Origin of the sequence: Mucilaginibacter sp. PAMB04274 (genome assembly GCF_039634385.2) — a bacterium.
Taxonomy (GTDB): domain Bacteria; phylum Bacteroidota; class Bacteroidia; order Sphingobacteriales; family Sphingobacteriaceae; genus Mucilaginibacter.
On record NZ_CP155081.2, the window covers coordinates 2,808,220 to 2,832,703 of the forward strand.

At 44.4% G+C, this 24,484-nt stretch carries 16 protein-coding genes; 2 read left to right on the forward strand and 14 right to left on the reverse strand.

Going from position 1 to position 24,484, the window contains the following annotated elements:
- Positions 1-6: 6 nt before the first annotated feature.
- The 6 genes from ABDD95_RS11870 to ABDD95_RS11895 all read right to left on the reverse strand — a co-directional run bounded on the left by ABDD95_RS11870 (position 7) and on the right by ABDD95_RS11895 (position 10,341).
- Positions 7-1,419 carry a serine/threonine-protein kinase gene (locus tag ABDD95_RS11870; RefSeq protein ID WP_345947540.1) on the reverse strand — a complete coding sequence of 471 codons (1,413 nt, stop codon included), beginning with the start codon at positions 1,417-1,419 and terminating at the stop codon, positions 7-9.
- Positions 1,412-2,203, reverse strand: coding sequence for an FHA domain-containing protein (locus ABDD95_RS11875; protein ID WP_345947541.1), 792 nt, complete (start codon positions 2,201-2,203; stop codon positions 1,412-1,414). The genes ABDD95_RS11870 and ABDD95_RS11875 overlap by 8 nt, the downstream gene beginning before the upstream one ends.
- A 34-nt stretch (positions 2,204-2,237) precedes the next feature.
- Positions 2,238-6,332 carry an FtsW/RodA/SpoVE family cell cycle protein gene (locus ABDD95_RS11880; RefSeq protein WP_345947542.1) on the reverse strand — a complete coding sequence of 1,365 codons (4,095 nt, stop codon included), beginning with the start codon at positions 6,330-6,332 and terminating at the stop codon, positions 2,238-2,240.
- Positions 6,313-7,812 carry a protein phosphatase 2C domain-containing protein gene (locus tag ABDD95_RS11885; RefSeq protein ID WP_352432902.1) on the reverse strand — a complete coding sequence of 500 codons (1,500 nt, stop codon included), beginning with the start codon at positions 7,810-7,812 and terminating at the stop codon, positions 6,313-6,315. The genes ABDD95_RS11880 and ABDD95_RS11885 overlap by 20 nt, the downstream gene beginning before the upstream one ends.
- 68 nt (positions 7,813-7,880) lie before the next feature.
- Positions 7,881-8,843: a hypothetical protein gene (locus ABDD95_RS11890; RefSeq protein WP_345947544.1), complete on the reverse strand. Its 963-nt coding sequence runs from the start codon at positions 8,841-8,843 to the stop codon at positions 7,881-7,883.
- Positions 8,844-8,940: 97 nt separating this feature from the next.
- Complete coding sequence (locus tag ABDD95_RS11895) at positions 8,941-10,341, reverse strand: serine/threonine-protein kinase (protein WP_345947545.1); 1,401 nt, start codon at positions 10,339-10,341, stop codon at positions 8,941-8,943.
- Positions 10,342-10,591: 250 nt separating this feature from the next.
- Here ABDD95_RS11895 and ABDD95_RS11900 point away from each other — a divergent pair, with 250 nt between their 5' ends.
- Positions 10,592-12,496 carry an AAA domain-containing protein gene (locus ABDD95_RS11900; protein WP_345947546.1) on the forward strand — a complete coding sequence of 635 codons (1,905 nt, stop codon included), beginning with the start codon at positions 10,592-10,594 and terminating at the stop codon, positions 12,494-12,496.
- A 108-nt stretch (positions 12,497-12,604) separates the two neighbouring features.
- Here ABDD95_RS11900 and pgl read toward each other — a convergent pair whose 3' ends face one another.
- Genes pgl through tkt form a run of 7 tightly spaced genes read right to left on the reverse strand, consistent with a single transcriptional unit; the run spans position 12,605 to position 20,568 of the window.
- A complete protein-coding gene (pgl, locus tag ABDD95_RS11905) occupies positions 12,605-13,336 on the reverse strand; it encodes a 6-phosphogluconolactonase (RefSeq protein ID WP_345947547.1) in 732 nt (243 codons plus the stop codon).
- An 11-nt stretch (positions 13,337-13,347) separates the two neighbouring features.
- Positions 13,348-14,862 carry a glucose-6-phosphate dehydrogenase gene (gene zwf / locus ABDD95_RS11910; protein WP_345947548.1) on the reverse strand — a complete coding sequence of 505 codons (1,515 nt, stop codon included), beginning with the start codon at positions 14,860-14,862 and terminating at the stop codon, positions 13,348-13,350.
- A gap of 34 nt (positions 14,863-14,896) precedes the next feature.
- Positions 14,897-16,303: an NADP-dependent phosphogluconate dehydrogenase gene (gndA, locus tag ABDD95_RS11915; protein WP_345947549.1), complete on the reverse strand. Its 1,407-nt coding sequence runs from the start codon at positions 16,301-16,303 to the stop codon at positions 14,897-14,899.
- Positions 16,304-16,338: 35 nt separating this feature from the next.
- Positions 16,339-16,971: an HAD family phosphatase gene (locus tag ABDD95_RS11920; RefSeq protein WP_345947550.1), complete on the reverse strand. Its 633-nt coding sequence runs from the start codon at positions 16,969-16,971 to the stop codon at positions 16,339-16,341.
- Positions 16,968-18,095, reverse strand: a complete 1,128-nt coding sequence (gene tal / locus ABDD95_RS11925; protein WP_345947551.1) for a transaldolase — start codon at positions 18,093-18,095, stop codon at positions 16,968-16,970. Before tal ends, ABDD95_RS11920 begins: the two co-directional genes overlap by 4 nt.
- Entirely contained in the window at positions 18,092-18,547 is a 456-nt protein-coding gene (locus tag ABDD95_RS11930) for an RpiB/LacA/LacB family sugar-phosphate isomerase (protein ID WP_345947552.1), read from the reverse strand. Before ABDD95_RS11930 ends, tal begins: the two co-directional genes overlap by 4 nt.
- On the reverse strand, positions 18,544-20,568 hold the full coding sequence (gene tkt, locus ABDD95_RS11935; protein WP_345947553.1) for a transketolase: 2,025 nt from the start codon (positions 20,566-20,568) through the stop codon (positions 18,544-18,546). The genes ABDD95_RS11930 and tkt overlap by 4 nt, the downstream gene beginning before the upstream one ends.
- Positions 20,569-20,898: 330 nt before the next feature.
- On the opposite strand from tkt, the gene ABDD95_RS11940 reads away from it, so the two are divergent.
- Positions 20,899-21,462, forward strand: coding sequence for an acyl-CoA thioesterase (locus tag ABDD95_RS11940; protein WP_345947554.1), 564 nt, complete (start codon positions 20,899-20,901; stop codon positions 21,460-21,462).
- A 133-nt stretch (positions 21,463-21,595) separates the two neighbouring features.
- Here ABDD95_RS11940 and ABDD95_RS11945 read toward each other — a convergent pair whose 3' ends face one another.
- Positions 21,596-24,424, reverse strand: coding sequence for an FAD-binding and (Fe-S)-binding domain-containing protein (locus ABDD95_RS11945; RefSeq protein WP_345947555.1), 2,829 nt, complete (start codon positions 24,422-24,424; stop codon positions 21,596-21,598).
- Between the last annotated feature and the right edge of the window lie 60 nt (positions 24,425-24,484).

A 24,484-nucleotide genomic window follows, 5' to 3' on the forward strand; every position in this document is an offset into this window, starting at 1 on the left:
AATCGTCTAAAATATTCCTAAAAACTTCTTCCGCTTCTTTTTTTGCCATTTTTTAGCCTTAACAATTGGCTGCTTATAAACGCCTTGTTCTTTTGGCTTAACAATAGCCGCAGCGCGAGCCCGCGCTACGCTGTCATAATTATACGGCTTTTTAAAATAAATGTAAGGTGAGCGATAAGGCTTTGTTAGAGCCACATTGGTATCATTACCTTCATTCTTGTTAAAAAAAGAAAAGACAAAAAGTAGCATAAATAATAAGCCGGCTCCTGCTATACCTAAAAAAAGCCGCTTAGGTAAGAATACAATAGCTTTGTTACGCTCGTAAACACCCTTATTGGGGTTATATACACCTCCAGCTTCTAATGCTATTGATTGCAAAGACGACAGTTTTTTTTGAACTTCATCTTCTGCCTGTTGGTGTTGAAGCAATTGCGCTTGCAGGCGTTCATTCTCTGTTTGCAGCGCACTCGTGCTTAACACCTCCTGTTGTTTTGTATACCGGCTTTCAGTTACCTGCAATGTGCCGTTAACCACCGCTTCCTGCAATTCTATACCATTTGCATAACGCTTTTGCGGATCTTTTTCAAGGCACTTGGAAATTACCTCTAATAACCATTCTGGTACCTGCATTTCGTGCGCCTTTTTCTCAACCGACCAATCAACAGGCATATTCAGTCCGCGTTTCATTAACGGATCTGATACAGCCGACTCTAAGTGTGCCAGCATTACCGAGTTTCGAGCCGTCTCACCGTTTCCATTAAGGGGAAACGGTACCTGACCGGTAAGTAACTCGTATAGCACCACACCATAACTGTAGACATCTGTTTGCGGCAGCATGTACCCTTCATGCTGTTCAGGTGCCATAAACTCTATGGCACCGGCGTTACGCATACTGCTGCGGCGCTGTTCATCAGTCAAAACAGCTAAACCAAAGTCCAACAGTACATAGTTGCCGGTATGCACATTGTATTTAACGTTATTACTTTTAATATCGCCGTGTTTTACGCCTACCCGGTGGCAGTGCGCTAAGGCGCCGGCCAGTTGGTCGGCCACCTTAATAAGTTCCTTAAGCGTAAAAACAGGTTCATGTGGCGGGTTCAGCAGATCACAAAGGTCAGGGCCTTCAATGTATTCCATTTCGATGAAAGGAAATGAACTGCTATCAGTTAATCCCCAGCTCAGAATTTTAACCACATGCGGATTAGGCTGCTCATTTACCTTTTGCAGCTTGGCAACCTCATTTTGAAAATTGATGTAGTTTTTATTGTTTTCATCCTCAGTAAGGATGGGCGTAGGCAGCAATTTTATGGCGCTGTAGATGGTGCCTGTGCGACGGCCTTTATATACAGACCCTTGCCCGCCGGTGCGCATGGCGCCCAGGTTCTCCAGTCCTTCGGCTATGGTAAAGACCTTACCCATTGTTAGATGGTTTGTAACTGAACTGTAATACTGCTGATTCGCCAATAATGATCTGATCTCCCTCATTAAGCGGGTGTCCTATTTCGGTAGAATGCAGTTTCACTAATTCTTCGGTACTTTCTATAAGAATTTTCACTTTGTTACGCGGAGGCACGCCGCCTTCATCTGCATAAATAATGAAGTGTGCTCTGTCATTGTCCCATTCAATATGAGCATGCTGCCTGCTTACATATTTATTGCTCTGGTTACTGCTATCGGATGGGAACGCGATGTGATTAGTGCGAAAAAAACCATCATCGGCCTGCGCTTTTTTATCACGGCCAATATTGATTTTTCCGGCTGTAGAGCTGATCTCATAAGTCTGCTGGCCAGTATCGCCGCTTAACACCACTAAATAAGCGGTAGCTGTTTGTTTGATGAAATGCTTATTGGTTTTGATAAAGAAAGCAGCGTCTACATTTTGCGCTTTTATAGCTTCGGCAGGTATTTCTTCATCAAAATATACATCCAATGTCCAGTTTGCCGGTAAAGAAAGGTCATAATCATCTGCAATTTTCTGAATCTCTGCTCTGAACTGCTCCTGATCTTCGGCGTATACTGCTGTCTCGTACATATGCTGGTCGTTAGCGTTACCATTGATGTACAGGCATAGGCCCTTTATGTTGCTGCCCTCACCTCCTTCAGCCTTTTGGAGTTCCTGTTTTACAAACTGCAGCAATGCATGACGTACACCCTTTACATCGGTAGGGCGCTCGTCAGAATTACCTTTGAAAAAATTAAACATACTTTATGTCCTTAAATTTGTACTGGCTCGTTTGCTACTCTTCAATAAGCTCCGGCTCTTGTTTGGTTGTTTGTTCAACAATACTTTTAATGTAACCCTTTTTAACCAGAAAAGGCACAACATGTTTTCCGGCTAATTTAACTGCATCAGAAGATCCCTTGGTAGCCTCCACACGTACACAAACCACCATATTGCCGGTTCCGTTAGCCTTGGGCGCAAAAAAAGTATACCAACCGTCGTTTATTTGCTGCCCTTTCCATATCCTTTCGGGCGTACCGGTTTTACCAGCCACAGATATCCCCAATGTATAAGCTTTAGGAGCACTTTGCTCAATCATATAACTACGCATTAGTTGTGCATATTGCGGATTGCTTACCAGTTGTGTACCCGCTTTAACTGGCTGCTCAGCGTCGCTTACTTTTAACACAAACCGGTTTTGCAGCAAAGTACCGTTATTAGCAACGCCAGATACCAGCCTGGCAACGGCTGCTGGCGTAGCAATAAGTTCGCCCTGCCCCCAAGCCATGCCAGATATGCCCTTAGCCCGGGTACGGCGAATATTATTTGGATTATACCGGGGCTTAGTGTTAAATTCTGTTTTACGCCAAAGCTCACGCCATTTCTCTTCCTGCGCAGTGTTTACGGTTTCGCGGTTGTAATAATAACCGCCTACGCCATGTAAAAACATACCGGTTTTGAGGTACAGATCTGCCATCTGTTCCTGCAAATGCTCTTCGTTAGCCAGCTTAATGAAGTAAACGTTGTTTGATTTTACAATGGCCCGCTGCAGGTTGATAACGCCGGTTTCATCGGGTTCTATGCCTTTGGTACGAATACGTTCAGCAGCGCTTACGGTAAACGTTTTGCTGGCTGCAACAGGCCCTAATTTGTTAAACGCCGCCAACCCTGTTAATACTTTAGCTGTTGAACCTGGCTGTGTTGCCGTGGTAAAACCTAAGTCGGATGTCGTCATCCATTGTGCCAACTGGTTTTGCTCCGCATAAGTCATGGTCAGTTTTTCCCAGTTACGTACGGGCGGCAAAGGGTAAACAGCCGAAGTAAGCACATCGCCAGTACCAGCCTCCATTATTACAACCGACACACGATTATCGGCCAGTGAAGTATCAGTGGCCAGCGAACGTTGTATACTGGTTTGCAAACCGGCATCAATAGAAAGCTGTACATCGCGGTTACGATTTTTGAATGCTTCAACTTCTTTACTGTTAATACCGGCGAGCAGTAACGGCGCTAAAGCGCTGTAGTCTTTTTTCACTACCGTCATTTCCTTTACGCCACGCGCCAGGAAACGGTCCTCGCGGTAGCGGCTGGCTATGGTGTTGTAACTGGTGGTGGGTAGTTTAAAGCCACGCAGCTCGGCCGCATGTTCATATTCGGCAAAGTAGCCGTTCGCACTACCGTTAAACACACCCGTATTAGCATCACCTGTCCAAAAAAACGCCTGTTCTTCAAAAGGATAATAACGATCGAGCCGTTTATGCATGGCCGAATCAAGATTGTATCCTGCTACACCGGCACCGGCCAATTGACCGCGTTGTTTGCGAATAAGCTGGGGCTTGCTGGTAGCCAGTATAGCGCCAGTACGGTCGTACAAATTACCGGCTTGCAAACGGTTCATCAATATAGCAATGCGTGGGTTATAGCTAAACATACGTGCACCACTTTTATCGGCCACTAACGCAGGCTGTACTACCCACTTACTGTTGTTAAAAAGATAGCGCGACACATTGACCGTTAGCAATAAAACACCTACACAAGCAGCTATAAGAGCCGGCACCAGGTTTCTGTCTTGTTGTTTCGAAATGTAAGTCATCTGAACAGGCGTACCTCTTACCAATGAGGCCGACAACAGGAAGCCTGAAGCCAGCATGTTAGCCACTAATGATGAACCGCCATAACTTTGAAAAGGTAAAGAGACACCAGAAAGCGGCAGTGCACCGGTTGAACCGCCTGCAATAAGCAGGAATTGTACAAAAGTTGATATACCTATCCCTGCACACAGGTAAAATAGAAACGGCGTGCCCGTACGCCGTCCAATTAATATGGCCCGGTGAAGATATAAGAGAAAAAGTAGGAAAATACATACAATACCTGTCCAGCCGAATTCTTCGCCCATAGACGGCAAAATCATATCGGTATGTGCCTCGGGGATGGTTTTAGCAAAGCCCTCGCCTACGCCTTGCCCCGAGGTACCGCCGCTGGCCATGGCCCAAAGGCCGTTGGCCACCTGGTCGCCGCCGTACACTTCGTTGTTCCAGGCGTCCTGCCAAATAGCTTTGCGGTCAACCAAGCGCTGCACAGGTCCGGGAAAAGCCTTATCCAGGTAAGGTATCTGATCGATGGTTAAAAACGCAGCCATGATCACTAATACCATTACGGCCGACTCGCTAAGTTGCCGCCGCTGAAACAGCATGAGCAACGCTACTATGGCGGCCGTTATAAGTGCCGACAGCCATACGTTTTTAACCACCCAGGAGGTGAGCACGTAAATAATTACCGCGCCTGCCATAAATGCAAAATCGCCCCGAGAAAAAGAGAATAGCGTGATGAAAGTAAAACATACCACCATTGCCGGTCCTAAATCACCCAGCAGCAAGAAAAGCATCAGGGTCACTAAAATAGCAACCAATGCGAATGAAAAGAACGACCAGCGCTTTGTCCAACTGGTGTATTCGCTTATCAGCTTTTCATTAGCGGCAAAAAAGCCGGCCAGGAAAAAGATGATGAGATATTTAACAATCTCGCTGGGCTGAAAGCCAAACAGGTTTACTTTTACCCCACTCCCTTCAGGCCCGGTGCCAAAAACAATAGTAAGGGCCAACAGGCCTACCGCTAAAACAACCCACGGCCAGCCGTTAGCTGCACTGGGCACATTTTTAAAAATACCCATACGGTAAACCCAGGTATCAACCGTAAATCGGCGCAGGTTAAACAGCAACATCACCGTGATAGCCGCTACACCCATACCCAAGTAAGTAAGCATATCCTTAGCCAAAAAGCGGTCGCGAAGCGGATCTTGCAAGCTCAGCAACGTAAGGAATGACATACCTGTAAGGATCATAATGATAGGTAGTATCAATTGATCGGCCCCGTTAAAGCGGATAGAAAGAATAAGATGTATGATGAAGAACCCTGCCACAAAGCAACCAGCAATTATCCAAAACCATTTATTAAACTCTTGCGGTGTACGGATAATGAGCGATTTCTCTTTCTTCAGAATATTAAAATCCCGAGTGGATAACAGTTTAAACGTATGGGGCGACTGTCGAAAATTGAACGTTACGTCTTCATCAAGGCTTTGTACCCCCTGCGACGTACCGAACTGGTAGCCCGGTTGTAATGGCAATACTTTAAACGCTTTTCCATCAGGCAGGTTGCTGAACTGGAATTTCCCTCCGCCATCGGTACGGGCATATGCTGTAAAAGATTGGAGATGCTTTTTGCCGGCGCTATCTGGCAGATAAATTTTGGTATAGGTGCTGCTTTTCTCGGTTATGGGCCTAACCTCTTCACCGGTTTCATCGTTGTAAATGCTATCCTGCGGTAAGATCATCTGTAAACGCAACAATACGCCGCCAACCGGTTGCTCTTTGTTAATTATCTTTCCACCTATGCTGTGCGTACCCATATTCAGGTCAACGACTGCTGGCAGCTCAGGTGCGCTCCTTCTCTCTTGAATAAACCTTAACGAGTCATCGCCAGTATATCCGAGTAAAGAGCGCGAAGCGCTTACCCTCTGTTTAAATGACTCGCCACCTTTTTCATTGGCATCGTCAGCATTAATGTAATACTTGCGCTTGTTGAGCTCACCAATGTTGTCAATCTTTTCGCCTGTATTAATGCCATTTGCAACAGTAGCCTCTATTAGGTCTATGTCGCGTTTATCCTCAAAGTAGTAACCTTTTTGCAGCAACGTTCGGAATCGTGCCGCCGGATTTTTATCATTTAGGTTAACCATGGTACCCTCTTTCAATCGCTTATCTACATCAGCAAAGCGCAACTGAACCACGGTGTACAAACGATAAAATAAAAATGCAAATAGTATGGTGATTAGCAATAAAAACACCCGTTCCTTACCACGGCCGCCGGTCTCAATTTTGTTTGTTTCCATTAGGTTTTGTAGAAGTATTTTTCAAAGTATCAGTAGTATAGGTTACTGCAGGTAAAGAACTGGTAACCGGATTTTTAAGATCAAAGCTATAGAGCTTTAGTAAAGGTTGAAGACAGTTTAAAAATTGTACTTTCTTCAACTCAAGTGCGGTGTTATGAGATTGAATACCGGTGATAAAGCCATCAAATTTAATACCATCTAACACGATGTGTTTACAGTTAACGGACAAGGCCAAGGCCGGACCGTTATAGCTCGAATCGCGCTTAAACAATACGTTGCCTTTTGCCTGTATATACAGCGTGTCTTTTTGTATGTGTATACTATCGCTAATGATGATTGGCTGCTTAAATACTGTATCAGACAGTACCAGTGTATCACCGGTTACTTTATCAATAGCTTGCTGAAGCTTTACTTCATCGGCATTGTGTGCGTTTTTTACAGTAGACGTATCTGCAACAGGCCGGCTTACCAAAGCTTCGCTGGATTTCCACTGCCTGTAAAACCACACTGTAGAACACAAGAACGCCACGCACAGCATAGCCAATATAATGGATAACCCCTTGTTATTTTTTACTATAACTTTAGCAGGCTCTTGTTTTGTATTAGCACTTCCTACTACGCTATCTACCTTGGGCTTATCTTCCCTAACTGAAAAGTCCTTTTTTTTTAAAGCTGTTGGTGGTACGGTAGCGGCCGGCTGTTGCGAAGCTTTGGCATGCTGCACCAGTACCACAGTTATGTTGTCTTTACCTCCCTTGTTGTTGGCAGCCTCAATAAGCTGAGATGCTTTTTGTTGTAACGACGTACCCTGCGTGATAATGCCTGTGATCTCGTTTCTGTCCACCAGGTCAGACAACCCATCACTGCAAAGCAACAGCATATCGCCTGGCAAGAAAGGCGACTGACCAGTTTCGATATAAGCATCGTCAGTATCAATAGCACCATCAAAGCCTAAGGCCTTGTTAATTTCGTTGCGTTTAGGATGACTCATAGCTGCAGCTTCGCTTAATCTGCCCGAATCTTCCAAGAAACCTACGAAAGACTGATCCTTTGATATTTTAACTAGAGAGCCATCACGTAAAAGGTATAAGCGCGTATCGCCAACATGCGCATAGTAGAACTGGTTTTTATCCACGTCAACCATTGCAAGCGTTGTTACGCAAGCCATACTCTCTAATTCCTTCTCCTGTTGTTTACGGGCGTATATACTTTTATTAGCTAATCTGAAAGCCTGCACCATGGCCGGCACAAAGTCGGTGTTTACTTTGTCCATTTGTGCAATGATTTCATCGCGGGCAATTGCCGCAGCAACTTCGCCGCCACTATACCCGCCTACGCCATCAATCACACAAGCTAAAACCAGGTTACTCGTTGTTTTTTGTGCAATGAAAGTATCTTCGTTATTGCCCCGGACTTTGCCGGTATCGGTTAATCCAAAATAGTTCTCAGCCATTACGTTTTCCCGAATTTTTGATGTCATAAAAATGAGTGGCCAGCAGGCCTACAACCAGTACTAATAGCCCTATAGATAAAATTTGTGACATACAGCTATGATTTAAAAAGATTTAGGCCAATGATACCATTAAGCAACATACGCGAGTTAACAGGCAACTCGACCCAGGCGGGTGCGTTCACATCGCTACGGGAAATAAGTACTTCATTAAGCGTTGTCATCTCGCCAAAAGAGGCCAGATAAAACTTGCCATCGGCTTTGTTAAACCTAATAGCAAGATGTGGCACGTTTACCCAGTCTGACGGTATTTTGAAAACATCTGCCTTATCGCGGGTATCTTCACTGCCCGTTACAATGATCTCTTCATCTTTCATCAGAAACTCTACCTTTTTACCAGCAAACTGTTGATCCGGAATAATCGTTTCTAAGCGGGCAATAAGCGCCTGACCTGGTTTGGTGTTATCTTTCGCATCATACTCCAACTCCTCTTCGTAAGGTATTTCGAAATAGCCATCACTATAGTAAGTAAAGCCTTTTAAAACATCCTGGTTTACATCAAAGGTTTGTGCTATACCGGTTTGCCGGGGTATAAATGTTACCCTAAGATTTTCCTCTTTTGGTACTACTGTATTATTATTATCAGGAAGTAGTTTGCCTATAAAGCCTTTATCTCCGCGTGCATAGTCGGGGTGAGAAACTACCCTGAAAACCCACTTCGATCCGGATGGCTCTACAGTTTTGCCGGCATCACGGTATTCTTTTAATATCTCGTAAAAGCGCTTTACCGTTTCCTTAACAATAAGCCCTATAATCCCCTGCTTATTTTCATTAAATTCTTTGTAATCATCGGCATTAAAGCTGATGATAAACTCGTGATAAAACACAACCCTATCAGCAAAAGATAACTCACCGATAGACTCACGAAACTTTTCAACGATATATTTATAGATAGTATCAGGTGTAAGGGCTGGCGTTAGGTTAAGCGCTTCGGTTCCTTCTTTGGTGAGGAACCAGTCCTGAATGCCTATTCGTTGCCAAAAATTAGGTTTAGAATCCATTAGAGTAGATTTGGTAGTATGCAATTATAATGTGTACGCAACATCTAAACAACCGCAGATGTTTGAATGCCATTAAACAGATCTTAGAGCAATACCTTTAAAACGGCTCCTCCTCAGTTGTTTCGGTGGTATCTGCTTCGGCTTTCTTTACACTGTCTTTCTGAGCTTTTAGTTTTTCTTGCGCTTTGCGCTCCACTCTGATCACGCTATCAACAACCCGTTGCATAGAATCCTTTGCACGTTGCTTAATGATTTCAACATCTGTAGAATTAACCTTGAAATCTTGCTGAGGGATCGTACTCGTATCTGTTTTTGTAGTGTCGGCCCCACCAGATAGCATTGCAGTTGCCTCACGCTTAAAGAAAGCAGAATACACAGAAAAGCCCATGAAAAGTACCAATAAGGTAATGAACAAGATAAACATTGGCTTAGACAGCACTACGTTTGAGCCTTCCTCTTCTTCATCGTTAGCTTCCACGTTGTCGTTTTGGCCTTGCTGATATTGTAGCAGTTGAGCTTGCAGACGCTCGTTCTCCGCTTGCAATGCACTTGTGCTTAACACTTCTTGCTGCTGAGCATAATTTTCAGTGGCTTGCAAGCTGCTGTTTACGATAGCTTCCTGCAACTCGACGCCGCTTGCGTAGCGGTTTTGCGGGTCTTTTTCCAAACACCTTGCAATAATGCGCAGCAGCCAGTACGGCACCTGCATTTCCTGTGCCCGTTTCTCGGCCGACCACGCCGCAGGTAAATTTTCCTGCCTCTTGCTTAACGGATCGGGAATAGGCGTTTCCATATGAGCCACCATTACCGTGTTACGTGCCGTTTCGCCATTGCCATTCAATGGAAACGGCACCTCACCACATAGCAGCTCGTATAATATAACCCCGTAGCTGTATACATCAGTTTGGGGCAGCATATGTCCTTCATGCTGCTCGGGTGCCATAAACTCTATAGCACCAGCATGACGCATACTACTGCGGCGTTGATCTTCGGTCATGATAGCCAAACCAAAATCGAGCAGTACATAGTTGCCGGTGTGTACGTTATATTTAACGTTATTGCTTTTAATATCTCCGTGCTTTACGCCAACCTTATGGCAATGAGCCAGAGCGCCAGCCAATTGGTCGGCTACTTTTATCAGCTCTTTCAGCGCAAATATCTTTTCGTGCGGTGGCTGAAGCAGTTCGCAAAGATCAGGGCCATCTATATATTCCATTTCAATAAATGGAAACGAGCCGCTATCTGACAAACCCCAGCTCATTATTTTTACAACGTTGGGGTTGGGCTGCTCATTCACTTTTTGCAGCTTGGCTACTTCGTTCTGAAAATTTCTGTAGTTTTTATCGTCTTCGCTTTCGGTAAGAATGGGGGTTGGCAATAGTTTGATAGCGGTATACAACGTACCTGTACGACGACCCTTATATACAGAACCTTGTCCGCCGGTGCGCATAGCGCCGAGGTTTTCCAACCCTTCTGTTATGGTAAATACTTTACTCATTTAGTTAATCAAGATAAATTATATGCGCAATAATATTGCCGCAGTTGTAACAGCACGCGGTGTAAACTACATTTTAGTTGCGGCTTTGTTGTGTTTTACATTAATTTTTTAGACAACTATCTCTAAGAATGTTTAGCTACAGCATTAAAAATTTATGTGGCCCTTAAATGTAATCAATTGTTTTGTTATGCAAAACAGCCGTAAGGTAAGCCGCTACGCCAAAAGCTGCCGGCTTTATTAACTTTGTCGCATGGATTACTTTAAAAAGCTTTTAACCCTGTTAAATATTGAACGTGATGACGACCGTAAAGCTTATTTAAAACTTACCGAGACCAGTTCGGCTACAGATCGCCGGGCTAACGGCCTAACTTGGTATCCTATTGCCATAAGAGGGACTGAACTTAGCCATGGCGACTATTTGACTGTTGAAGTTGAACGAACCACCCATCAGGAAATTACCCACCAGTTGAGATTTGGCGCTTCGGCGGCTTTGTTTTCTAACCACGACCCGAAGAATAACCGCGTAGAAGGCACGATTGCTTATGTGGGCAGGGATAGGCTAAAGATCACCCTGCTTACCGATGAGTTGCCAGATTGGTCGCGCGATGGCAAGTTGGGTATAGACCTGCTGTTTGATGAGAATAGCTACAAGGAAATGCAAGATGCACTTAAAACAGCTGATGCATTGTCTGATAAACAAACTGACTTCCGTCTTATACAAGTACTAACCGGACAAAAGCCACCATCTTTCTTAAACAGGGCCGGTTACACCTCAACCGTTAGCTTAAATGGGTCGCAGAATAAAGCTGTTGATCAAATCATTGATGCGCAAGATTTATGTATTGTTCATGGTCCGCCGGGTACAGGCAAAACAACTACACTGGTACAAGCCATTAAAACATTGATTGCTCAAGAAGGAGAACAGGTTTTGGTAGTTGCGCCCAGTAACACTGCGGTTGATCTGTTAAGCGAAAAATTAGCAGCCGAAGGATTACGTGTGTTGCGTATTGGCAACCCTGTTCGTGTTTCAGACAGGTTAACAGCGCTTACCCTTGATGAGCAGATTGCCAATCATCCGCACATGAAGGAAATAAAAAAGTTGAAGAAACAGGCGGCCGAGTACAAGAATATGGCGCATAAATACAAGCGCAGCTTTGGAAAGGCAGAACGTGACCAACGCAAGGCTTTGTTTGATGAGGCGCACCGCATTATGAAAGATGTGGGCAAAACAGAACAATACATCACCGATGATTTGACGGCCAAGGCGCAGGTCATAACAGCTACTCTTGTAGGTTCAAACCACTATACCACCCGGAATCTGAAATTTAAGACCGTTTTTATTGACGAAGCCGGGCAAGCATTGGAACCTGCTTGTTGGATACCGATACTTAAAGCTCAAAAAGTGATTTTAGCCGGTGACCATTACCAGCTTCCGCCCACCATTAAATCGGCTGAGGCTGCAAAAGGAGGATTAAGCACTACGTTGCTTGAAAAGTGCACATTGCTTCATCCCAAGGCTGTTACTTTATTGGAAGAGCAATACCGGATGAATGAGTCGATTATGGGTTATTCATCAAAAGTATTTTACCAAGACAAACTTATAGCCAATTCATCAGTAGCGAAACAATTGTTGTTTGAAGGCGATTTACCGCTCAACTTTGTAGATACAGCGGGCTGCGGTTTCGACGAAAAGATGGAAGGAACAAGTTCAACCAATCCTGAAGAAGCCACCTTTTTATTTACACACTTAGCACAATTGGTAGAGCAACTCAGCGGTCATTACGCCTTAACTAACTTTCCGAGTATTGCAGTTATATCACCTTACAAAGAACAAATACGTTTATTGCGGGACCAATTGGCTAATCATCCAGAATTAGTTACTTATGGAGATAAAATAGCGATAAACACGATTGATAGTTTTCAAGGTCAAGAACGTGATGTGGTATACATCAGCATGACGCGCAGTAATAACCAGGGTGATATTGGCTTTTTATCAGATATACGCCGCATGAATGTAGCTATGACCCGTGCCCGTAAAAAACTGGTAGTAATAGGCGATAGCTCTACCCTAGCACAGTTACCGTTTTACGCCGACTTTATAACCTATGCCGAACAACAAGGCGGATATCAAAGCGCTTGGGAATATACAAGTTAGAAGTAACCACCTGTAGTGATACTTTCGATTAACGAGTTTTTAAATTAGCACTACTCTATGAAGAAGGCCGGTTACCCGGCCTTCTTTTTCTTTAAATATAAATACATATTAAATGGCTGGCTTTGATAACTGCGATGCAGCAATCTCATCAACCATAAAAATTAATTCTCCGTGAGTTGGATTTAGTAATTGAGACGGATATTTTTCAGGATTGCGTTCACCTTCTATTACCTCATGTAGCGCATGAGTCTTTTTTTCACCGAAGGTAAGCACGGCTATCCTTTTTGCCCGATTAATGAGCGGTGCAGTTAAGGTAATACGATACATATCCTGCGGCTGCAGGTAATAAGCAGCTACCCACTTGTCTTGCTCATGCAACACGTCGGTACCAGGAAACAAGGATGCGGTATGGCCGTCGTCACCCATACCCAAAAATATCAGGTCGAACGCACCCTCTTCACCAACCTGTTCGCGTATCCACTGCTCGTACTCCGCAGCAAACGCTTCGGGAGAATCCGCTGCATCGTACATAGGTTTGATTTGTTTTGTGGGAATGGGCACGTGGTTAAGCAGTGTATCAAAAGCCATTTTGGCGTTGCTACGCTCATCTTCCATTGGAACCCAGCGTTCATCTCCCCAAAAGATGAAGACATGTTGCCATTCAACCTGTTCAGCGTATGGCGAAGCAGCCAGTAACTTATGCAAGGCAACGGGCGAACTACCACCTGTTAAAGCAACTGTAAAGCTACCTTTTTCGGCAATCGCTTCCTGTGCCGATTGCACAAATAATTGTGCCGCGGCATCGCTTAATTCCTGAGTATTTTTGAATATACGAATCATTATTGTGGCAATTAATGGTGCGTTTTGTTATGCGCGTTCAAAGCCCAAACATGACCTTGGCGTGCTATCAATGCTTCGGCAGTTTCGGGCCCCCAGCTTCCTGCAGCGTAGTTAGGAAAATCAAGCGACTCACGATTTTCCCAAATTTCCTGTATAGGCGTGATTACGTCCCAAGCCTCCTCTACCTGATCCGAACGCATAAACAAGGTGGCATCACCCTGCATGGCATCAAGCAGCAACGTTTCGTAAGCCTCCGGCGACTGTGTTGAGCAGGTATCATAATCAAAAATCATTTCCGAAGGATTTAAGCTCATTTCCAGCCCGGGCCGTTTAGTCATAAACCTCAACCTGATATCCATTTGCGGCTGAATATTAATAGTCAACCGGTTAGGCATCAAGTTTTCAGCCTGCCCATCTGAGAAGGTTGAGTGAGGCACCGGCTTAAACTCAATAGTGATAGATGATGTTTTTTCCTGCATGCGTTTACCAGTACGCAGGTAAAAAGGTACACCTTGCCAGCGCCAATTGTCCAGGTAAAATTTAATAGCTGCAAAAGTCTCCGTGTTAGAAGTGGGGTTTACGCCCTCCTCCTGCCGGTAACCCGCTACTTTCTTTCCCTGCATCCAGCCATCGTTGTATTGACCACGTACAGCATAATGATGCACTTCCTCGGGTTTAAAACGCCTGATAGCACGTAGCACATCTACCTTACGGTTGCGGATCTCTTCAGCTTTAAAGGAAGCTGGTGTTTCCATAGCTACCATACACAATATTTGCAGCAGGTGATTTTGAATCATATCCTTTAGTGCACCTGCGCTCTCATAATAGCCGCCACGGTCTTCAACACCTACCTGCTCAGCAACCGTTATTTGCACCGACTCAATATAGTTGCGGTTCCATAACGGTTCAAACAATGCATTTGCAAAGCGGAAGGCCAGAATATTCTGTACTGTTTCTTTGCCTAGGTAATGGTCAATACGGTAAATCTGCTCTTCCTGGAAAGTACGGGTAAGCAATTGATTAAGCTCAATAGCCGTCTCTTTGTTATGACCAAACGGCTTTTCGATTACCATGCGATCTTGTGAGGGTACGCTGGCTAAGCCCGATTGATTGATGTTAACAGTAACCGCTTCGATAAATCTTGGCGCTACTGAAAGATAGAATAGCCTGTTTGCTCTTTCTCCCCATTCCTTATCTAAGGCATCCAGCTTTTCGGCCAATTGCTTGTATGATTCGGGATCATCTATGTTAGATTGAAAGTAAGTGATACTCGGATTAAACTTGGCCCACTTATCGTCGGCCGGAGCACCGGTTCTTGAAAACTCAGCCAAACCGTCTTTTAAACGCGCACGATAAGATTCATCGTCGAGCTCTGTACGACCGAGACCAATGATAGCAAACTGCTCGGGCATCCAATTTTCTAAAAATAAATTGTAGAAAGCTGGAATTAATTTACGTTTAGCCAAATCTCCAGTACCGCCAAAAATAACGATGATTGCTGGTTTAGCTTTATTACCTGTTTTCATGCTTGTAAAATTATAGTAATGAATAGGTAAACAATTAATCCCAGTGTGTATGGAAAGTTCCTTCGCGGTCAGTACGTTCGTATGTATGTGCGCCAAAATAATCGCGTTGCGCCTGTATAAGATTAGTTGCTAAGCGCTCACTACGATAAGCATCAAAATAAGCAAGTGAGTTCATAAAAGCCGCTACTGGGATGCCTTTATCTACAGCTAATTTAATTACTGTACGGATGTTAGTTTGCTTGCTTACCAACTTGCCGCCAATTTCGTTATCCAGCAATATGTTTGGCAATTCAGGGTTACGAACATATGCCTGCCGGAAATCCTCAAGCACAACTGCCCGAATTATACAACCGCCACGCCAAATTTTAGCTACCTGTTCCAGGTTTAAGCCATAATTGTAGGTTTTGGAAGCAATGGTTAATTGAGCTAATCCTTGTGCATAAATGGTAATCATGGCAAAGTAAAAGGCCTGTCTTAGTTCCTCAATCAACTGCTCTTCGCTAATCTCGCCTCCAGTTGCTGTCCAGGTAAGTTCCTTAGCTGCCTCAATACGCTCGGGTTTGTATTTTGACATATCACGCATAGTAACTGCAGCATCAATAACCGGTATTGGCGCTTGAAGGTCCATAGCATTTTGCGAAGTCCACTTGCCGGTACCCTTAGCTTTAGCCCAGTCAGAAATTTTGTTTACTAAACGTTCACCGGTTTCTTCATCAAATTTATTTAGTACAATGCCGGTTATTTCAATTAAGAAAGATTGCAATTCGGTCTGATTCCAATCCGCGAAAGTTTGCTGTATCTTTTCATCACTAATGCCATAACCACGTTTCATCAGGTCGTACACTTCAGATATGAGTTGCATAATACCGTACTCGATACCATTATGCACCATCTTTACATAGTTACCAGCCGAACCACTGCCCAAATACGTTACGCAAGGCTCGCCATTCACTTTAGCAGCAATAGCTTCAAAAATGGGGCGTAAACGCTCATAAGCATTTTGATCGCCGCCCGGCATCATGCTTGGGCCAAAACGGGCGCCTTTTTCGCCACCCGAAATACCCATGCCGAAAAAGTGGATATTTTTCTCAGCAAGTTCAGCCACACGGCGGTCTGTATCCGGGAAATAAGAGTTACCGCCATCAATTACAATGTCGCCTTCTTCTAAAAAGGGTAACAAGCTGCCTATAGCGCTATCAACCGGCTTGCCAGCGGGCACCAATAACATAATTGCACGTGGTTTGCGAATGAGGCTTACAAATTCCTGCGCTTGCGTAGTAGCCTTTACATCCTGGCCTTCTGCAGCCTCTTTTTCAAGAGACTCAGCCTTAGCAGCATCAAGGTCTAAACCAGCTACCGCAAAATTGTTATCGGCCATATTTAACAATAGATTACGGCCCATAACGCCTAAACCTACTATGCCAAAATCATATGATTTCATAAAATAATTGTGTTTTTGAGTTGAAATTTCCTGCCTTATACTGCTTCAGGACGCAGCCCAAAGGCGTTAAAAGCACTTCGGGTGGTTTCCGTATTAATATGATGTATGGTATTGATTCCTAACTGCTGGGCAGCTTGTATAAACACCAACCGGTCGTCCAAATATATAGCTTCTTTTGGCTTAATCTGCAACAGGTCTAACGCCGTTGTATAAATACTCTTATCGGGCTTTCGTGCTTGAATAATACATGATGAAGCAAACACATCAATAAACGATTTCAAGTTGTACTGCTTTATCCGGTATTCATTAATTTCCTTACCCTCATTGTTAACAGCAATGGTTTGTAACCCATATTGTTGTTTAAGCTGTGTAACCAGCGAAATCATATCAAGGTAAGGCTGAGACTGCCCCATCATAAAGCTCTTAAAATCCTGCGGAGTAAATGGACGCGATTCGTAAAATACTAATAAGTTAAGATACTCGTCTAAAGTGCTCTTGCCCGACTCATAAGCATCAAATATAATGCGGTGCCGCTCATTCATTTCCTCAAAATTGATGTTGAAGTGATCGGCAGCAGCCTTACGAGAGCCGCGGTCCCAGCCATTGGTGAGAAAAATCCCACCAATGTCCAGTAAAAGCGCTTTTATTGGGCTTGAATCCTGTATCATGACACAGCGCCTTCTGCCCGTTTTTCTTCCAGTACGCTCATAAGGCTCTGAAATGGTTTAGTGAACTTCTGAATACCTTCTTCTTCAAGCTTTTTGGTGATGTCGATAAGCTTGATGCCTACTACATCTTCCAGTTGGTAAAGCACCCACTGTGCTTCTTCTATGCCTGCCTCTAAACGATCAGCAGGCACGCCGTGATCGCGAAAGGCGTTCAAAGTGTCCTTAGGTACGGTGTTCACCGTATTCGGACCAATTAAAGCCTCAATGTACATCACGTCCCGGTAAGCCGGATTTTTGGTACTGGTGCTTGCCCACAGTAAACGCTGCGGTTTAGCTCCTTTAGCTTCAAGGGCTTTAAACCTATCAGACTCGAACACTTCTTTATAAATATGATACGCAACCCGTGCGCTGGCGATAGCTACTTTACCTATTAATTGTTTGGCTACTAACGACCGATTATTTTGTTCCTCACATATTTTTTCAAGCATTGGGTCGACCATTGCGTCGATACGGCTTAGAAAAAAGCTGGCCACGGAAGCGATGTTATCAATCCTCTCTCCTTTTGCATCACGTTCTTCTAACCCGGCAACGTAAGCTTCAGCCACTTCCCTGTATCGTTCCAATCCAAAGAGTAAAGTTACATTGACATTTATACCATCGGCAATAACTTGCGTAATGGCAGGTAAACCCTCTTTGGTTCCGGGAATCTTAATCATTACGTTTGGTCGGTCAAGCTCTTGCCATGATGAGCGGGCTTCTTTTATAGTACCCTCTGTATCAAGTGCCAAACTTGGCGACACCTCAAGACTTACATAACCATCAAGGCCATTAGTTTCCTTGTATACTTCCTTAAAAAGGTCTGCCGCGGCTTGTACATCCTCTATGGCAATGGCCAGGAATATCTCTTCGGCCGATTTACCTGACTTAGCCAACGTTTGAATGATATCCACATAGTCATCGCTATGTGCAATGGCTTCTTCAAATATGGCTGGGTTTGAGGTTACGCCCCTTAAATTATCATTATCAATAAGCGCTTTAAGTTCACCAGAGGCGATAAACTTGCGACGGATATAATCAAGCCAGATACTTTGGCCAAAGTTTGGAATTTGTGCTAATGGATTCATGATTTGAATTGTTTTTCTAATGCGATTACTTTATTTAAACGGCGTTGAAAACGCTCTCCGCCGTCATATTTTGCGTTCAGGAAAGCCTGAACTATTTCCCATATTAACATGGGACCTATTACACGGCCTCCAACGCAGAGCAAATTCATATCATCATGCTCTACGCCTTGGTGGGCCGAATAACTTTCGGTTATTAAGGCGGCTCTAACACCTGGTATCTTATTAGCTGCTACCGAAACGCCAACCCCGCTTCCACAAACGGCAATGCCACGGTCAACCTCCTTATGGAGCAATGCCATGCCTAGCGGAATAATAACATCCGGATAGTCATCCGTTGGTTCGTAGGTATTAGCTCCGTAATCGGTAATATCGTAACCCATATCGGTGAGTTGCTGTACCAGTTTTTGCTTTTGCTCATAACCGGCATGATCGGCGGCAATACCTATTTTCATGGTTGCGTTGGGTTTGTATTTAACAATTGCTGGGCAGTTTGATAAACATTATCTACGGTAAAGCCGAAATGCTCTAAAACAGCCTCACCTTCGCCTGAGTCGCCAAATGAGTCGATACCAATTACTTTGCCCTGGATACCTACATATTTGTACCAGCCAAAAGTAACACCGGCTTCAACTGCTATACGCTTGGTAACATTTGGTGGCAATACCGCGTTCCGGTATTCTTCGTCTTGGTAGTCGAACAGATCCCATGACGGCATACTCACTACACGTACTTTGACACCTTCTTTACTAAGCTGCTCTTGTGCGCCTAATACCAACTTTACTTCAGAGCCGCTTGCTATCAAGATGATATCGGGCTCGCCATCGCTATCCTTCAGTATATAGGCGCCCTTCTCTACATTACTGGCCGAAGGGTAAATATTCTGATCTAACACCGGTAACTTTTGACGGGACAATATAAGCGCCACCGGACCTTTGTTACGGCTCATAGCAATACGCCAGGCCTGCACGGTTTCATTAGCATCAGCCGGACGAATAACAGTTAGGTTAGGCACTGTACGTAAACCGGTAACCTGTTCAACCGGCTGGTGAGTTGGGCCGTCTTCACCTAGTGCAATACTGTCATGTGTAAACACATAAGTAACAGGAGCATGTGTCAAGGCAGCCAAACGGATAGCACCTCTCATGTAATCTGAAAAAGTAAGGAAGGTACCGCCATACACACGTGTACCGCCATGCGCATCAATGCCGTTCATGATAGCGCCCATGGCATGCTCGCGTACTCCAAACCATATCGTATTGTTTTGGTAGCGGCCAGGCTGGAAACTCTCGTCACCGCTTTTAGGCGTCTCGTTTGAACTTGCAAGATCGGCAGAACCACCAATTAAAAATGGCACCGACTTACGTAAGGCTTCCAGCGTTTTACCTGACACCTGACGTGTAGCCAGGCTTTCTTCGGGCGAAAATACAGGCAACTGTGCGTCCCATCCTTCAGGCAACTCACCTTTAAAGGCAATATCAAATTGCTTAGCCTCGGTTTGAAAAGATTCGCTGTAAGCTTTAAAGCCTTGGTTCCATTCTGTTTGCAACTGTGCACCTTGTTTACCCGGCTCCAATAAAAGTTGCTTTACTTCTTCCGGAATAAAGAACGTCTTTTTAGGATCCCATCCAAAAAACTCCTTAGTTTTCTTAACGTTATCTTCGCCTAAGGCAGCGCCGTGCACCTTATTGGTTCCTTGCATTGGGCTACCAAAACCGATAATAGTTTTTACTGAAATTAAGGTTGGGCGCTCTGTATCGGCCTGTGCATCTAAAATAGCTTGCTCAATGGCTGCCAAATCGTTGCCATCCACTACCGTTAGGGTTTGCCATCCGTACGCATCAAATCGTGCTTGCACATCTTCAGTAAATGCCAGGCTTGTAGGCCCATCAAGCGATATTTTATTATCGTCATATAAGTAAATCAGCTTACCTAATTTCAGGTGGCCGGCCAAAGAAGCGGCTTCAGAGGCTACGCCCTCCATTAAGTCGCCGTCGCTCACGATGCCATACGTGTAATGATCTATTAAATTATGACCTTCGCGGTTATACAGGGCTGCTAAATGTGCTTCGGCAATGGCTACACCTACTCCATTACCAAAGCCCTGTCCTAACGGACCAGTTGTTACTTCGATACCCGGCGTCATTGTCGATTCGGGGTGACCAGGCGTTTTTGAGCCTAACTGCCTGAACTTTTTCAGTTCCTCATACGGAAGGTCATAACCGTAAAGGTGTAATAAGCTATATAATAAGGCAGATCCGTGTCCGGCAGAAAGAATAAAACGATCGCGGTTTGGCCATTTAGGCTCGGCCGGGTTAAAGCGTAAGAACCGGCTCCAAAGTACATAAGCCATAGGCGCCGCACCTAACGGCAAACCGGGGTGGCCCGAATTGGCAGCTTGGACCATATCAACCGATAAGAACCGGATGGTGTTTACGCTGAGTTCATCGACCTGAGAGAATGCTTGTTTTGTCATGATTGGATGTTATATCACTTTTAATGATGGTTATTCTATTTTAGTTGAATGGTAAATTAGCTGCTAAATGCACCGTTGCAAAACTGACCAAAGCTTGCCTGCAAACATTTGATAAAAGACATAAAGTAGCGTTGACATATGTCAATAATTAAATGAATATATGAATGATCTTTACATATTTAATCGTTCAAGTTTAACACATGGCTAGGCTACAGGTTTTCACTAAAAAAACGCGAGCTCTAATTTGACTTTTTGAAGATAAAACTTTCTGGTATTTAAACTGCACCGAAAATGGTATATTTAACCAATAACTCAAGCTTTACGCATTTCATGGAAACCTATAAAACCGTAAAAAACTCACAGACAACTTTAACAGAGCTGATGATTCCATCATACTCTAATTTCGGTGGAAAGGTACACGGTGGCGTTATATTGGGATTAATGGACAAAGTAGCGTATGCTTGTGCTGCCAAACATGCCGGTAATTATTGTGTAACCGTTTCTATTGATACGGTAAACTTTATGGCGCCGGTAGAAGTTGGCGAACTTGTATCCCTGCTGGCTTCGGTTAACTACGTAGGCAATTCATCGATGGTAATTGGCATCAGGGTACAAACAGAGAATGTAAAAACGCAGGAGATTAAACATACCAACTCCAGCTACTTTACTATGGTAGCCATGGGCGATGATCATATGCCCGTACAAGTACCGGGGCTCATACTGCAAAACCAAACAGAGATTAAGCGTTTTTACGAAGCCTACCACCGCAAAGAGTTAACACGTTATTACAACCAGGAACAGAACCGTATAAAAAACGCCGATGAAATGGAGGAAGCAATTAAGCTTTTAGGACAGGAACGGTGCCGGGTTGAGTTGATCGATACAACTGCCTGATTTGCACCTTTTCCCGCTGTTCACAAACAGCCATGAGAGGTCTTATCCGCTTTTCCATTTAGAAGCAAGGCGTATAAGACCTCTGTTAATCACTTGAAACAGCATTCTACGTTTAACTATAGCCGGCCGTTGGCTACCTTACCGGCGCAGTACATTCGTCAACCAGGGTAAGAATTGATTGATAATTCTTTTGCACGGCATCTGACAAGGCGATTTCACATGTTTTGGAAGATGAGTAATAACCGCTGCACGGTTCGTTCTTTGCATCATGAGCTTCGAGGTGCGTTGCAGCTCTGGTAAGTTCGGGGAATAAGAAACCTCTGTCGCCAGCCATACCACAGCAGCCAGCATGCACTGGTACCGTCACCTTTTCGGCATAGTGTCCAGCCACAACCGAAAAGGCATTTTCAAGCCCCATTTTGGTTAATGAGCATACTGGGTGCAACATAATATTGCTTTTTTTACTTACTACAGGCGTTTTAGGAATAATATATTCTTGTACATATTCTATGCTATCTAAAATGCGCATAGCGTCATATTTGGCCTTGTTTTCATCTGTAAGCTTGCCGCGACAGTTGCGTAGCGTTTGCGTACAGGAGCTAATGTCTAAAACTATGGCATGCTTACCCTGCTGCGTTGTTTCCCATAGATGACGAACCGTTTGGTTGACGGTAAAAGCATGCGAATCTGAAAAACCCTTTGACGAATAGATCTGTCCACAGCAAAGACCGCCTAATCCCTGCGGAATAATAACCTGTATTTCGGCCCGGGCCGAAACATCCAAGAACGTTTGCATAACTGTTTTCTGCCCCTTATGAGCCTCTCCCATCACCCTGTTGATGCAGGCCGGGAAATACACTACGGCATCAGCCAAGCCGGTAGACTTGTTTAATTTAGGTAGTGACGGCGCAACAGCCAACTGGTTTGACCACAGTGGGAAAGCTGGTACAACTTTCTTAATACCTGCGGTTAAATTTTTCATGGTGTTTACGCCAAATACTTTATTAAACGTTACGCCCATGTACAACGCAGTTTTAACCAAAGCAGCTACTACCTTAAAATTTTTGGCAGTAAACAAAGCTAAGCTGTTAGCCACACCCGAGTGATTTTCTTTGCGCAGCCGTTTTACCAATTCGCCGGTGTTAATATCAACCGGACAGGCCGTGGCGCACAAGCCATCAACGGCACAGGTATCCAATCCGGGATATTGGTATTGTTCTACCAATTCGTTATACTGTTTAAAGTTACCCTGTAGCTTAAGTTTGGTTATTTCGCGCCTTACCACAATGCGCTTACGGGGCGTTAGCGTTACATCGCGGCTTGGGCACTTATGTTCACAAAAACCACACTCCATACAGCGGTCTACCTCTTCCTCTACCTGCGGCAAGTCTTTAAGGTTGCGTATGTGTGCGGCCTTATCATGGTTAATGATCACACCAGGATTCAACAGATTTTCAGGGTCAACCAAAAGTTTCACCGCTTTCATAATCTCGTAAATCTCCGGCCCCCATTCAGTTTCAACAAATGGCGCCATATTGCGGCCTGTACCATGTTCAGCTTTAAGAGTTCCTTGATATTTATCTACTACCAGGTTCACAACTTCTCTTATAAAGCTATCGTAACGTTCAATTTCGGCAGGGGTATCAAATGCTTGGGTCACTACAAAGTGTATGTTCCCATCCTTAGCATGACCAAAAATAATGGCGTTTTGATAACGGTATTTCTCGAACAGCCGGTGCAAATCCAGTATGGCATCACCTAAGGTGGCAACCGGGAAGGCTATATCTTCTAAAATTACCGTAGTACCGCTTGCCCTTACCGCGCCCACCGCCGGAAAAAGCCCTTTCCGTACTTTCCATAACAGCGCCTGCTCCACCGGGTTAACGGTAAATTTCACCTCATTCAACAAATCGAGTTGAGCGGCAACTTCCATAAATTGCCCTATTTTTGCTTCCACTTCCTCCGCTGTATCTGCCTGAAATTCTACTAAGAGCGCAGCAGCACTTTGGGGCAGCTCTTTAATTATAGCGGGCATTCCGGGTGTATGCTCAATTGAGCGTAGCGAAGCCCTGTCCATCAACTCAACCGCTTCAGCACCCGATTGGGTAAGTGGCACAATGGCCTGACAAGCGGAATAGATGCTTGGGAAATATAACATAGCCGTAGACTTTGCCTTATAATCGGGCACGGTGTTCATCACTGCTTCGGCAATAAAGCCCAAAGTACCTTCGGCCCCTACCAGCAGGTGCCCTAATATATCCAGCGGATGCTCAAAATCTAAAAAGGCATTAACAGCATAGCCAACCGTATTCTTGGTTTTATACTTTTTACGGATGATAGCTTGCAGCTCAGGATTGCCTATTAGCTGGCTACGCATACTTTTTAATTGTTCAGCCAAAACCTCACACTCGGCATTAAAGCGACCGTAATCAGCTTGGTTCTCGGTCGAAAATTGCTTACCATCGGGCAGTATAAAGCTGATATGCTTAATCGTGTGATAGGAATTCTTGGCAACTCCGCAGCACATGCCGCTGGAGTTGTTGGAGATGATTCCACCCATCATAGCCGAGTTTATACTCGCAGGATCGGGACCGATTTTTTTCCCATACTTTTTAAGGTAAGTATTCACAATAGCGCCAATAGCACCTGGCTGAACACGAACGCTGCCGCCATTGTCTTCAATACTGATCTTACGCCAATGCTGACTTAGATCTACCAATATACCATCCGTAACCGACTGACCTGACAAACTCGTACCCGCCGCGCGAAACACCAGTGGCACTTGATGCTGTTTTGAAAAGTGAAACAGCTTTTGAATCTCAGTTTCGTTAACAGGCAGTACTACAGCCTTAGGGCGCATGTAATAAAAACCTGCATCAGATGCCGATGCAACCAAATCGATGAGACTGGCCTTAACACGTTCTTTAGGTAAAATATCTTCTAATAACCGGGGTATATCCATGCTACAATATTCGAAACTGTAAAGTTAACGCCCCTTGAGCTATTATTCGTTTATCCGGTT

Excerpts from the sequence above, each read along its gene's own strand:
- ABDD95_RS11875 (WP_345947541.1), bottom strand. The coding sequence starts at position 2,203 with ATGTTTAATTTTTTCAAAGGTAATTCTGACGAGCGCCCTACCGATGTA.
- ABDD95_RS11880 (WP_345947542.1), bottom strand. The coding sequence starts at position 6,332 with ATGGAAACAAACAAAATTGAGACCGGCGGCCGTGGTAAGGAACGGGTG.
- ABDD95_RS11930 (WP_345947552.1), bottom strand. The coding sequence starts at position 18,547 with ATGAAAATAGGTATTGCCGCCGATCATGCCGGTTATGAGCAAAAGCAA.
- ABDD95_RS11900 (WP_345947546.1), top strand. The coding sequence starts at position 10,592 with ATGGATTACTTTAAAAAGCTTTTAACCCTGTTAAATATTGAACGTGAT.
- ABDD95_RS11890 (WP_345947544.1), bottom strand. The coding sequence starts at position 8,843 with ATGGATTCTAAACCTAATTTTTGGCAACGAATAGGCATTCAGGACTGG.
- ABDD95_RS11920 (WP_345947550.1), bottom strand. The coding sequence starts at position 16,971 with ATGATACAGGATTCAAGCCCAATAAAAGCGCTTTTACTGGACATTGGT.
- tkt (WP_345947553.1), bottom strand. The coding sequence starts at position 20,568 with ATGACAAAACAAGCATTCTCTCAGGTCGATGAACTCAGCGTAAACACC.
- tal (WP_345947551.1), bottom strand. The coding sequence starts at position 18,095 with ATGAATCCATTAGCACAAATTCCAAACTTTGGCCAAAGTATCTGGCTT.
- ABDD95_RS11945 (WP_345947555.1), bottom strand. The coding sequence starts at position 24,424 with ATGGATATACCCCGGTTATTAGAAGATATTTTACCTAAAGAACGTGTT.
- ABDD95_RS11940 (WP_345947554.1), top strand. The coding sequence starts at position 20,899 with ATGGAAACCTATAAAACCGTAAAAAACTCACAGACAACTTTAACAGAG.
- ABDD95_RS11870 (WP_345947540.1), bottom strand. The coding sequence starts at position 1,419 with ATGGGTAAGGTCTTTACCATAGCCGAAGGACTGGAGAACCTGGGCGCC.
- zwf (WP_345947548.1), bottom strand. The coding sequence starts at position 14,862 with ATGAAAACAGGTAATAAAGCTAAACCAGCAATCATCGTTATTTTTGGC.
- ABDD95_RS11895 (WP_345947545.1), bottom strand. The coding sequence starts at position 10,341 with ATGAGTAAAGTATTTACCATAACAGAAGGGTTGGAAAACCTCGGCGCT.
- ABDD95_RS11885 (WP_352432902.1), bottom strand. The coding sequence starts at position 7,812 with ATGACATCAAAAATTCGGGAAAACGTAATGGCTGAGAACTATTTTGGA.
- gndA (WP_345947549.1), bottom strand. The coding sequence starts at position 16,303 with ATGAAATCATATGATTTTGGCATAGTAGGTTTAGGCGTTATGGGCCGT.
- pgl (WP_345947547.1), bottom strand. The coding sequence starts at position 13,336 with ATGATTCGTATATTCAAAAATACTCAGGAATTAAGCGATGCCGCGGCA.